This is a genomic window from Streptomyces sp. NPDC058221 (assembly GCF_042882365.1).
GTDB lineage: Bacteria > Actinomycetota > Actinomycetes > Streptomycetales > Streptomycetaceae > Streptomyces.
In genome coordinates this window covers 24,264-36,004 of sequence record NZ_JBHVWF010000087.1, presented here as the reverse complement: position 1 = coordinate 36,004, position 11,741 = coordinate 24,264, and the positions used below count along the sequence as shown (strand labels likewise).

The window sequence follows — 11,741 nt, the reverse complement described above, 5'->3', positions numbered from 1 at the left end:
CTCCGCAGCACCGCCTGCCGACTCCGCATCGCCTGTTGAATCCGCACCGCCTACCGAACGTCATCGCTTCCCCGGGGGGAACCGCACCATGCCCACGCCTCGCGCGCTGCTGTCCGACGCCCGGCTCTACCTGTGCACGGACGCCCGCAGGAGCCAGGGAGACCTTCCCGAGTTCGTCGACGCGGTCCTCTCCGGCGGGGTGGACGTCATCCAGCTCCGGGACAAGGGGATGGAGGCGGCCGAGGAGCTCGAACACCTCGCGGTGCTCGCCGACGCGTGCCGGCGCCACGGCAAGCTCCTCGCGGTCAACGACCGGGCCGATGTGGCCCACGCCATCGGCTCCGACGTGCTGCACCTGGGCCAGGGCGACCTGCCGGTGCCGGCCGCCCGCGCGATCATCGGCCAGGACGTGGTCATCGGCCGTTCCACGCACGCCGAGGCCGAGGTCGACGCGGCCGTCGCCGAGCCCGGTGTGGACTACTTCTGCACCGGCCCCTGCTGGCCCACCCCGACCAAGCCCGGCCGCCACGCACCCGGTCTTGACCTGGTCCGCTACGCCGCCTCGCTGGCCCCCGCGCGCCCGTGGTTCGCCATCGGCGGCATCGACGCCGGCAACCTCGACGAGGTGCTGGACGCGGGAGCGCGCCGGGTCGTCGTCGTGCGGGCCCTCACCGAGGCATCGGATCCCGTTGCCGCCGCCGCTGACCTGGCGAAAAGGATCCGGGCGCGCGACGGCGCATGATCCGGCGGGACCCTCGGGACGGAACGGGCCCACTCCGAACGGCGTGTTTGGGACATCGGTGTCCGAAGCGTGGACAAGTACCGGTCAATTCGGGCAAATCTCGCCGGTTCGGTTGGGTGGCCGCCACGCCCTGGTTAACCTGCCGGTATGGCCCTTGGCACATCCTCCACCAGGACAGATCACGCACGCACCGTGCGTGAGATGCTCGCGACCGGCAAGACGTCGTACTCGTTCGAATTCTGGGCGCCCAAAACCGAGAAGGGCGAGCGGAATCTCTGGAACGCGCTGCGCCGGATCGAGGCGGTGGGCCCGAGCTTCGTCTCGGTGACGTACGGAGCCGGTGGTTCCACCCGGGCCGGGACGGTGAAGGCGACCCAGGACATCGCCGCCGAATCCACCCTCACCCCGGTCGCGCATCTCACGGCGGTCAACCACTCCGTCGCCGAGCTGCGCAACATGGTCGGCCAGTACGCGGACGCCGGAATCCGGAACATCCTCGCCGTGCGCGGGGACCCGCCGGGCGATCCGATGGGCCCGTGGGTCGAGCACCCCCAGGGCGTGCGGTACGCGGCCGATCTCGTCCGGCTGATCAAGGAATCCGGCGATTTCTGTGTCGGCGTCGCGGCATTTCCCGCGATGCACCCGCGCTCCGAGGACTGGGACACCGACATCCGGCATTTCGTGGACAAGTGCCGCGCCGGTGCGGATTATGCGATCACGCAGATGTTCTTCGACCCCGAGGATTATCTGCGGATGCGTGACCGGGTGGTCGCTGCGGGTTGCGACACCCCCATCATTCCCGAGGTGATGCCCCTCACGAGCGTCCGCCAATTGGAAAGACTCGCCCAGCTCAGCAACGCGACACTGCCCGCGTCCCTGAAAGAACGCATCCTCGCCGCCAAGGAGGATCCCGCCGCTGTACGCTCCATTGGCATCGACTTCGCAACGCAGTTCTGCGCGAAGCTGCTTTCCGAGGGTGTCCCCGGACTGCACTTCATCACGTTGAACAACTCGACGGCGACGCTCGAAATCTACGAGAATCTCGGACTGCACAAGCAGTCGTGACCGGCCGTACCCGCCACGATCCGGGGCGGTGGCCGTAGAAGGGGGCGGGCATGGGCTGGACGGTCCTCTACATCGCGTTCGGCATCGTTGCGCTGTGGCTGCTCGGTGAGGTGCTGCTCCAGTACAAGGCGCGCCTGCGCTGGCGTCTGCTCGCCTTCACCGGCTTCGTCGGTGTGGTCATCGGTGTCCTGATGCCGTCCGTGCCCGTCATCACGATCGGCGCCATCGCCTTCGCGACCGGTCAGACGTACGTCACGCTCTCGTTCCGGCGCGGTTTCTCGACCGGCTGGGCCATAGGGGGAAGCCCGGGCGAGAGCCGTCGCCGCCGTGGCGGCGCCGACCGCGAGCCCCGTCTCCAGGTCTCGGACCTGGAGATGGAGTACGACCGCGGCGCACCGCCGGAGCCGTCCCACGCCCCGCAGGATCCGTCTGCGGTCTACGAGCCGGAGCCGCTGCCGGACGACACCGGGCAGTACGGCATCTACACCGACCCCAGGCCGCAGCAAGGACAGCACCAGGAGCCCCAGCAGCCCCAGGGGCAGCCGCAGTACGCCGCCTACGAGCCGTACACCGACTACTCCGCGTACCCGGCGCAGGGCCAGGGCACGTACGCGGGTCAGGACGGCTACGCGGGCCAGGGGTACGCCGGCCAGGACACGTACGCGGGCCAGGACGGCTACGCGGGGGCCGGGCAGTACGACTACGGCACGGACCAGCAGCAGTACGCCGCGTACTCCGACCCGTACATCGGTACCGGCACGACGGCGGGCGCCCCGCAGTACGGCACGTACGACAGCTTCGGGAACCACGACAGCCTCGGCGGCGGGCACCAGTACGCCGACCCGTACGCCCAGTCCCAGCAGTACGCCTCGGAGACCCCGCCGGGCGGTGTCTGGGTGCCGCAGCAGCGCGAGGCCGAGCAGTACCCCCCGATGCCCGAGGAACAGCCCGCCCAGCCGGCCCCGTACCCGAACGGCTACGACACCGGTCACAACGACCGGTACCGCTACTGAGCCGACTGTGCCGCATCGCTGTCCGGGAGCCCGATCAAGCCCGTCCGGCGTTTGAGGACGAAGCGGCCACCGGGACGCGCCTCGCACCCTCTCCCGGCCCGCTCCCGTTTACGCGCACGGGCCCCGGCACCGGTCACCTCGCTACTGCGAACCGCGGAACCCGTCCCCCTCGACGATGAGCCCCGCGACCAACGCGCCGGACATCCCCGCGTGCGCCGGCCCGCCGCCCGGATGCGACCAGCCGCCCGCCAGCAGCAGCCCCGGCACCCGGGTGCGGTTCCCCGGGTGCAGGTAGCCGCTTCCTGCGCCGGCCAGCGCGGGCGGGGGCACTGCGCCCCCCTCCACCCCGGTGTCCGTCGCCGTCTCCGCGGGTGTCCGCACATCCGCGTGGAGTATCCGCTCCCGCAGGCCGGGCACGGCCGCGCCCGCAGCGTCGATCAGCGTGTCCGCGTACCGCGCCCGCACCTCCGAGTCCGTCCACCTGACCGGACCCTGCGGAGCGACCGTCGCCATCAGCGTCACGGCCTCGTGGTCCGCGTCGGGACGGGTCGACGGATCGTCGGGCCGCAGTACCGTCACCGTGGGGTGCGCGGCGAGCCTGCCCCCGAACACCGCCTCGCGCTCGGCCGCGCCGTCCGCCGGATGCACCAGCGTCCGGTGCACGGCATCCGCCGACCGGGCACCGCGCAGTGACAGCATGACGACGAACCGGCCCGTCGCCCCGCCCCCCTCCGGCCGGGGCTGGACCGTCACATCGCCGTCCTGCCAGATCTCCTGACCGGGCATCAGCCCCGGATGCGGACGGGCTCCCAGTACCACATGGTCGGCTTCCCCGACCGTGCCGTCGGCCAGCTCCACGCCTGCCGCCCGGCCGTCCTTCTCCACGACCCGGGCCACTTCGGCGCCGAGGACGAACTCCACCTTCCGGGCCAGGCACCGCTCGTACACTGCCTGCGCGAGTGCCCGCATGCCGCCGGAGACGTACCAACTGCCGAACGTCTCCTCCATGTACGGCAGCAGGGCCGCGCTCGCCGGGGCGTGCAGCGGGTCCAGGCCGTAGGACAGGGCGTACCCGTCGAGGAGGGCGGCCAGCCGGGGGTCGGCCAGCTCCCAGGAGCCGACCTCCGTCACCGTGCCGGCCCGCAGCGCCGGGCGCAGCAACCGCCGTCGTACCGGCGCCGGGTACGGATCGCGGGTCAGCACCTGCCAGTCGGGGCGCAGCGGCTCCTCCAGCAGCGGTCGCCTGGACCGGTCCCAGGCATCGCCTGCCCGGTCCAGGAAGGCTCCCCAGCGCTCACCCGCACCGGCCCCGAGCGCGGCGTCCAGCGCTTCGACGACCCCGGCCCGCGAGGCGTTCGGCAGCGACACCGCGGTGCCGTCCGCGAAGACATGGCGGCTCGCCGGATCGACCTGCGCCAGCGTGACGCACCGCTCCAGCGGCTCCTTGCCCGTCTTCACGAACAGATCGCGGTAGACCGCGGGCAGATGCAGCAGGGAGGGCCCGGTGTCGAACGCGAAGCCGTCCCGGACATGGCGGCCGACCGAGCCGCCGAAGGTCTCCGACCGCTCGTACACCGTCACCCGGTGGCCTGCCACAGCCAGCCGGGCCGCCGCCGACATCGCGCCCATCCCGGCGCCGATCACCGCAATACGTGCCATGGCAGCGACCTTAACGGCCGCCACTGACAGCTCAGCCGTCAGGCCAGTGGGGAGCGGGGGCGGCCAGCCGTTTCTCCTCCCGCCGCTGTGCCCTTCGGCGCAGGAAGCGGCGGATGCGGGAGGCCAGGAAGATCAGTATCACCAGGCCGAGGAGCAACAGCGTCGCGGCGATCGAGGCCGCGATCCACGGATGGAATATGGCGAACGTGACGACCCCGGCCACACCCAGGTCCTCGACCGTGCTCATGGCGATGTTGCTGAACGGCTCCGGGGAGGTGTTGACCGCCATCCTGGTGCCCGCCTTCACGAGATGGCTCACCAGTGCGGTGGAACCGCCGACGGCCCCCGCCGCGAGCTCCGGCAGCGAACCGTCCCCGCCCGCCAGCAGCGCCGCGACCACCGCACCGGCGACCGGCCTGATGACGGTGTGCGCCGTGTCCCAGACCGAGTCCACGTACGGGATCTTGTCGGCCACCACCTCGCACAGGAAGAGCACACCGGCCACGACGAGCACGTCGGTGCGCTGGAGCGAGGCGGGCACCTCGTCGGTGACACCGGTCGCGCCGAAGATACCGAGCAGGAGGACCACCGCGTAGGCGTTGATCCCGCTCGCCCAGCCGCTTGTGAACACCAGGGGGAGTACGGACACGGACGAGATCGTAACCAGATGGCGTACTGACGTGTGGACGATCGGGTGCCCAGGGCTGAGTATCCGTACCTAGGGGACCAGATGAGTAGGTACGCGGATGGGCCGCGACCTGCGAAGACGGCAGAGTGGGGACCACGGAAGAGGTGCTGGGCCGGCACCGCCGGCACGGGGCGGCGGAGCGGCGCGGCACCTCCTTCCGAACGGGGGTGCGCGACGGAGGACTTCGGGACCACGGGGGACACGGGGTCACGGGGGAAGGTTCTCCGGCAGCACGGAAGACGCCGGTCGGGCGGGGCTCGGGGGACCGAGTTACGTCGGACCGGCGTCTTCGTGCGTGCGGGGGCGGTGTGCGGAGGCCGGGCGTGAGAAGCCGCGGGGTGCGTCCCGGTGGCCGCTCTGTCCTCGATCGCCGGACGGGCTCGAAAGCCCGATTCACCGGACGGGCTTGAAGACCGGGCGCGGAATGCCCACGGCTCAGCGCCCGCTGACCCGCCCGTGCAGCAGCAGGGACAGCGCGGAGTGCACATCGTCGATCGACCGCTCCGGTTGGAACGCCTGCCAGTCCAGCGCCGCCACCAGGACCATGCCGACCAGCGCGGCAGCCGTCAGCGGAATGTCGATCTCCTCGCTGAGCTCGCCGCCCGCGACACCCCCCCGGAGCACTCCCTCGACCACGGCGACGGCCTCCTGGCGTACCACCAGCAGCGTCGCCTGCCAGGCCCGGTTCGTACGCCACAGCTCGGCCACGTACAGCTGCGTGAAGGCGGGGTAGCGGTCGATGAAGGCCAGACCGGCCCGGATCATGGCGTCCAGTGCCTCGACCCGGCTGCCGCCGCGCTCCTCGGTCTCCTCCGCCGCGGTGCGGAGCGAGACGGTGAGCAGTCCGACGCCGTGGCGCAGCAGCTCCTCGAAGAGTTCGGTCTTGCTCTTGAAGTTGTAGTAGACCGTGCCCTTGGCGACCCCGGCGCGCTCGGCGATCTCGTCCACGGTGGTGGCCGAGAAGCCCTTCTCGGCGATGAGGGTCACGGCCGCCTCGTAGAGCTTCTGCCGGGTGGCCTGGCGGCGCGTGGTGCTACTGCTTTCCATGCTCCTGATTCTCACAGGTCCCGGAGCACTCACAGGCTCAACTCCGGGTGCAGCCGGTCCAATGTCCACATCTGCTTGCGGCGCGCGGAGACGGCGGTCAGTGCGAGCGCCCCCGCGGTGAAGGCCAGCAGCACCGCGCAGCCCTGCCAGACCGGGCCGAGCCCGCCGCCCGTGATCAGCCGGCGCAGCCCCTCCACGACATAGCTCATCGGCAGGTACGGATGGATCGCGTTGAAGAAGTCCGGGCTGGTCTGCACCGGGTACGTCCCCCCGGCCGACGTCAGCTGGAGCATCAGCACCGCGAGGACGAGAATGCGTCCCGCCGCCCCGAAGCGGGCGTTCAGCCACTGCACGATCGCGGCGAAGCAGCACGTCACCAACGCCAGGAAGCCGATCGTCCCGGCGGCTCTGACCATCTGGAGACCGAGACCCCAGTGCAGTACGGCCATCAGCGCGGCCACCTGGAGCAGACCGGTCGCGGCCACCGGCAGCCAGCCCGCGAAGGCGATCCGCCAGGCCGGGGCCCCGGCGGCCAGGGCGCGCCGGTTGAGCGGCTGGATCAGCATGTACGCCACCATCGCGCCGACCCAGAGGGAGAGCGGGATGAAGTAGGGCGCGAAACCGGTGCCGTAGTTGGGGGCGGCGTGCAGCGACTGGGAGGCCAGCTGCACGGGGTCGGACATGACTCCCGTGCGGGAGTCGCGGTCCTTCTTGTCGTAGTCGGGGATCTTGCCGACGCCGTCGTTGAGGCCCTGGGCGAGCGTGGCCGAGCCGTCGCCGAGCCGGATCATTCCGCTGTCCAGGCTCGTCGCGCCCTTCTTGAGGGTGCCGACCCCGGTGTTCAGCTCGGCCGAGCCCGACTTGGCCGTGGACAGGCCGGTGTGCAGCCGGCCGGCGCCCTTGGCGACCTTGTGGGCGCCGGTGTTGAGCGCGTTGATCTTCTTGACCGCGCTCTCCAGGTCCTCGTCCAGATGGGGTGAGCGCTCGGCGAGGGCGTCGGCCTGCTTCTGCAGGGTGGTCAGCCGGCCGCGCAGCGTCTTGAGGTCCCCGTGCTGGTTCTTGACCAGGACGTTCACGTCGTCGGCCACGGCGGCCACATCGGCCGCTGCCGTCACGGCCCGCTTCAGTGGCGGGCAGACGGTGGAGTCGGGGAGCGGCTGATCCTCGCACCGGGTGCGGTGGACGTCGGCGAGGTCGTCGGAGGCCGTGTGCGCGGCGGTGGCGGCGGCGGGCGCCGCCTTCACCAGCACGTCGAGGTTGTCCCGTACGGTCTGCGAGGAATCGGCGACCAGCCGGGCCGTGTCGCCGATCGACTTGCCGTTGTCCTTCAGGAACGGGCGGACGTCGGCCGCCACCCCGTTGACCTTGTCGGCGAGCAGCTGGGTGCCGCCCGCGACCTGGCGCGAGCCGGTCTCCAGGTCGTCCGCGCCCGTGTTCAGCCTGACGATGCCGCCGGCCAGCCGGCTGCTGCCGGCCTTCGCGTCCTTCAGCCCGTCGGCGAGGTCCTTCGAGCCCTTCTTCGCCTTGCCGATCCCGCCCTTGAGATCGTCGGCGCCCTTGGCGGCCTTCTCCGTCGCGTCGTGGAGATCGGAGAAGTTGATGAAGATCCGGTCGAGGAAGCCGCGCGAGGCGTTGGCCGATGCGGCGGTGCGGACCTCGGAGAAGACCGTCCGGGAGATCTGGCCGACGATGTAGTTGTTCGCGTCGTTGGTGCGCACCTGGAGCGCGCCGGTCTCGGGGGAGTCGCCCGCACTGGAGGCGATGCGCTTGCTGAGGTCCGACGGCATGGTCAGGGAGAGGTAGTACGTACCGTCCTCGACGCCCTTGTCGGCCTCGGCGGCGCTCACCTCGTGCCAGTCGAAGACCTTGGAGTCGAGCAGCTTGCCGGTGATCTCGTCACCGGCCTCGATGCGCTTCCCCTCGGCGGCGGCACCCTTGTCGTCGTTGACCAGTGCGACCGGGATGCGGTCCAGCCGGCCGTACGGGTCCCAGAACGACCACAGATACAGGGCTCCGTAGAGCAGGGGCAGCAGCAGGAGCGCGGCCAGGGCCGCACGCGGCAGCCTGCCCCGGCCGAACCGCCTCAGCTCAAGAGTGGCCAGTCTCGGCGAGCGCATCGGCCGTCCCTTCGTCTTCGGTGGTGGCCACCGGTTCCGCGGCCTCGGTCCCGTCGGTCCCGTCGGTTCTGTCAGTCCCGGCGGCGCGGTCGGCCTGGTCGGCGTCCGCTTCCGTGCGTACGGTCACCGCGTCTTCGGGCGCCGGGCCGCTGCACACGGCCAGCACGGTCGTGCCGCCGCCGGCGAGGGAGCGAAGCAGCTCCCAGGCCTCGGCGCGCTCGGCGTCGGAGAGTTTCAGATCGGCGTCGTCCACCGCGATCAGCGCCGGCCGGCCGATCAGCGCGAGGGCGAGGGAGAGCCGCAGCGCCTCCAGCCGTTCCAGATCCCGTACGGAGGTCCGCTCGGCCTTGGGCAGGGCGGCGAGGTCGAGCCCGGCGGCGTCCAGAGCCGCGTCGATGCGCGCTCCGGCCGCGGCGGCGCGCTCACGGCGCGGACGCAGCAGGGCGCGCAGGGAGCCGTCGTAGCGGCGCTGGAGCAGGGCGTGTTCGCGCAGGTGCTCGGCGACCGTGAACACCGGGTCGAGTTCGTTGACTCCGGGCACCTGGCCCAGCGCGGCGATGCGCCGGACGGCGGCGGCCCGGCGTGGCAGGCGCAGGCCGCCGGTCTCCGCGTGGCCCTCGGTTGAGCGCATCCGGCCGGTGAGGGCGAGCAGCAGGCAGGTGCGGCCGGAGCCGGACGGGCCCTCGACCGCGATCAGGGAGCCGGGCCCGGCGCTGAAGGTCACACCGCGGAAGGCCCAGCCGCGCGGCCCTTCGAGCCCGAGGTTCTCGGCGGCGACAGCTGCCCCGTGCGGGCTGTCCACAGGCCTCTCCGTCCTTTTTGAACTGACTGGTCAGTTCAAAAAGGTAGCCCGAACTCGCGATCGAAGCAAAAGCCCAGGTCAGGCCGTGATCGAAGCCGATTGTCAGTGGGGGCCGTCACGATGGATACAGACGGCCACGAAGCCGTTACGAGACAGGAGGTTCTGTCATGGCCCACTCGTCCGCAGCAGCCGCCCCGCGACGCCGCGCAGACGGCCCTGCCCCCTCACCGACCGGTCCGGCGCACGACGTCCACCCCGTACTCCGGCGCACCACGGCGCCGCCTGCCGCTCTCGATCTCCTCGCTCAGGCCCGCGCCGGCCTGGAAGAGGCAGCTGTTCTCGACGTGCCCAACGAGCGGTATGCCACCGCCCACCTCGCCGCACTGCGCACCGCGGCCGCCGTGCTCGCCGTCCGTGGGCGACCCGAGACGTCCCGAAGGCGCCGGGAGAGGATCCGCAGCGCCTGGGAGGTCCTTCCGGAGCTTGCCCCCGAGCTCACCGAATGGAGCGCGCTGTTCGCCTCCGGCGCCCGCAGACGGGCCCGTGCGGAAGCGGGTATACCCGGTGCCGCGGGCCGGCGCGATGCGGACGACCTGCTCCGGGACGCGGCGATGTTCCTGCGCCTGGTGGAGCGGCTGCTGGTCCTCCAGCCGGTGCTCCCGCAGCCCCGCGGGGAGCGGCCCGACGAGTGAGGGCGGCGCGAGGCAATAGGGTGGTCGGGACCTATCACCTGCGCTGTTCACGCTCCGCCGTCAGCGGCGGCACCGTGCCGAGGAGTCAACTGCCGTGTCGGACCAGCTGCGCCCCCGCGCCTCCCTTCGTACCGCCGTGGTCTGGGAGGTCCTCAAGGACGCCCTCGACCGTCAGGTCAAGGCGACCGGCAGGGACGCCCTGGACGTGCTGGACACCGGCGGCGGCACGGGTAACTTCGCGGTGCCGGTGGCCCGTCTCGGTCACCGCGTCACCGTCGTCGACCCCAGCCCCAACGCGCTGTTCGCACTGGAGCGCCGCGCCGCCGAGGCCGGGGTCGCCGACCGGGTCCGCGGTGTCCAGGGCGACATCCTCGGCCTCTTCGACGTGGTCGAGCGCGGTGGGTACGACACGGCGCTCTGCCACGGCGTCCTGGAGTACGTGGACGACCCCGCCGAGGGCGTACGGAACGCGGTCGACGCGCTCCGCCCCGCCGGCGCCCTCAGCCTGCTCGCCGCCGGGCTGGGCGGTGCGGTCCTGGCCCGGGCGCTCGCCGGTCACTTCACCGAGGCCAGGACGGCGCTCAGCGACCCGGCGGGCCGCTGGGGCGAGGGCGACCCGATGCCCCGCAGGTACACGGCGGAGCAGCTCACCGAGCTGGTCTCGGCGGCCGGTGCCGAGGTCAGTGCGGTCCACGGTGTACGCGTCTTCGCGGATCTCGTCCCGGGCGTCCTGGTGGACACCGAGCCCGGTGCGATGGAAGCCCTGCTCAAGCTGGAGACGGCGGCGGCAGAGCTGCCCGCTTTCCATTCGGTGGCGACCCAGCTGCACGTTCTGGGTGCCAAGCACGCCTGAGGGACCGGCCGGATCATGCCGCCAGCGCGGCTGATCAGCAACGCAGCCGCAGACGGAGTACGCCCCAGCAGCCCCGATCGGCGCCTTCGCCCCGTATGATCGGGGGACACCATCCGGCATGACGGATCGGAGGTTGGGGAATCAACGCCTCAGCAGCTGAGCCGTCGTGGCGGCCCGGACTGGCTGATTGGCAATGAGGGCGGGTTTCACGGGGGCGATTCCCTGCCTATCCTGGAAGGGCCGCATACCGGCCGCCCCCCGCGGCCGACGACGAGGAGGACTCCGTGCCGCTCTCGGAGCACGAGCAGCGAATGCTCGAGCAAATGGAGCGAGCGCTGTACGCCGAAGATCCCAAGTTCGCGACAGCGCTCGAGGGAAGCGGGCTGCGTACGTACACCCGGCGACGGGTCTACCAGGCAGTTGCTGGCTTCCTGGTGGGTATCGCGCTCCTCATGGCCGGAATGGTCGCCCAGCAGATCTGGATCAGTGTGGTGGGGTTCCTCGTCATGCTGGGCTGCGCGGTGCTCGCGGTCACGGGGTGGCGCAAAGCGCCCAAGCCCGGTGAGCAGCAACAGGCAGCCGGGGCCGGAGGCGGGGGCGAGCGTCGCCAGCCCAAGCAGCGCCGGACCGTGATGAACCGGATCGAGCAGCGGTGGCAGCGTCGCCGTGATGAGCAGGGCCAGTAAGCGCTTCGAACACTTATGGGTGAGGGGCGGTCGCATTTCTGCGACCGCCCCTCACGCACGTCCGGGCACAGGGGCGGGCGGGCTTTCGGCAGCCGGGGCTGCGTCCGTGCCCTCAATCGTCGGGCGGGCCGGAAACGACGCCCTCGAGCGCCGGCGGCTGGGAGAGCCGCGGGTCGGCCGGGGCGGTGCTGTCGATCGTGGGGCGGCCTGGGACGGGGCGCCCTGAATCGCCGGGCAGGCTGAGAAGGGGGAGAGCCTCGCGTGGGGTGGGGGAGAAGCCCGGGTGGTCCGGAGAGGAGCCCGGGTGGGCCGGGAAAGCGCCCGAGTGGGCAGGGAAGCGCCCCGGGTGGGCTGGAGAGAGCCCTGGGGGAATTCCC

Annotated in this window: 11 protein-coding genes; 6 read left to right on the top strand and 5 right to left on the bottom strand. The window is 71.6% G+C overall.

The genetic code is table 11. The features are described 5' to 3' along the window. Nucleotides 1–88 precede the first annotated feature (88 nt). The 3 genes from thiE (at nt 89) to ACFVW8_RS25090 (ending at nt 2,820) form a co-directional block, all read left to right on the top strand. On the top strand, nt 89–742 hold the full coding sequence (thiE, locus tag ACFVW8_RS25100) for a thiamine phosphate synthase (RefSeq protein WP_389693656.1): 654 nt from the start codon (nt 89–91) through the stop codon (nt 740–742). Nucleotides 743–889: 147 nt separating this feature from the next. Then, a complete protein-coding gene (metF, locus tag ACFVW8_RS25095; RefSeq protein ID WP_389693654.1) occupies nt 890–1,807 on the top strand; it encodes a methylenetetrahydrofolate reductase [NAD(P)H] in 918 nt (305 codons plus the stop codon). A gap of 50 nt (nt 1,808–1,857) precedes the next feature. Then, on the top strand, nt 1,858–2,820 hold the full coding sequence (locus ACFVW8_RS25090; protein WP_389693652.1) for a hypothetical protein: 963 nt from the start codon (nt 1,858–1,860) through the stop codon (nt 2,818–2,820). Nucleotides 2,821–2,961: 141 nt separating this feature from the next. On the opposite strand, the gene ACFVW8_RS25085 is transcribed toward ACFVW8_RS25090, so the two are convergent. From ACFVW8_RS25085 to ACFVW8_RS25065, 5 genes are all read right to left on the bottom strand, one after another. Continuing rightward, nucleotides 2,962–4,479 (bottom strand): phytoene desaturase family protein, encoded by a 1,518-nt coding sequence (locus ACFVW8_RS25085; RefSeq protein ID WP_389693650.1) that lies wholly within the window; start codon nt 4,477–4,479, stop codon nt 2,962–2,964. Between the two features lie 31 nt (nt 4,480–4,510). Next, nucleotides 4,511–5,128, bottom strand: coding sequence for a DUF4126 domain-containing protein (locus ACFVW8_RS25080; protein WP_389693648.1), 618 nt, complete (start codon nt 5,126–5,128; stop codon nt 4,511–4,513). Nucleotides 5,129–5,602: 474 nt separating this feature from the next. Further along, nucleotides 5,603–6,214: a TetR/AcrR family transcriptional regulator gene (locus tag ACFVW8_RS25075; protein WP_389693646.1), complete on the bottom strand. Its 612-nt coding sequence runs from the start codon at nt 6,212–6,214 to the stop codon at nt 5,603–5,605. 29 nt (nt 6,215–6,243) lie between these two features. After that, entirely contained in the window at nt 6,244–8,331 is a 2,088-nt protein-coding gene (locus ACFVW8_RS25070; RefSeq protein ID WP_389693644.1) for a YhgE/Pip family protein, read from the bottom strand. Continuing rightward, complete coding sequence (locus tag ACFVW8_RS25065; RefSeq protein ID WP_389693642.1) at nt 8,303–9,133, bottom strand: ATP-binding cassette domain-containing protein; 831 nt, start codon at nt 9,131–9,133, stop codon at nt 8,303–8,305. The genes ACFVW8_RS25070 and ACFVW8_RS25065 overlap by 29 nt, the downstream gene beginning before the upstream one ends. A 167-nt stretch (nt 9,134–9,300) precedes the next feature. Between ACFVW8_RS25065 and ACFVW8_RS25060 the strand changes: the two genes are divergently transcribed. The 3 genes from ACFVW8_RS25060 to ACFVW8_RS25050 all read left to right on the top strand — a co-directional run bounded on the left by ACFVW8_RS25060 (nt 9,301) and on the right by ACFVW8_RS25050 (nt 11,364). Continuing rightward, nucleotides 9,301–9,825 (top strand): SAV_6107 family HEPN domain-containing protein, encoded by a 525-nt coding sequence (locus ACFVW8_RS25060; RefSeq protein WP_389693640.1) that lies wholly within the window; start codon nt 9,301–9,303, stop codon nt 9,823–9,825. A gap of 94 nt (nt 9,826–9,919) precedes the next feature. Continuing rightward, nucleotides 9,920–10,678, top strand: a complete 759-nt coding sequence (locus ACFVW8_RS25055; protein ID WP_389693638.1) for a methyltransferase — start codon at nt 9,920–9,922, stop codon at nt 10,676–10,678. Nucleotides 10,679–10,962: 284 nt separating this feature from the next. Beyond that, nucleotides 10,963–11,364, top strand: coding sequence for a DUF3040 domain-containing protein (locus ACFVW8_RS25050; protein WP_145763027.1), 402 nt, complete (start codon nt 10,963–10,965; stop codon nt 11,362–11,364). Nucleotides 11,365–11,741: the final 377 nt, after the last annotated feature.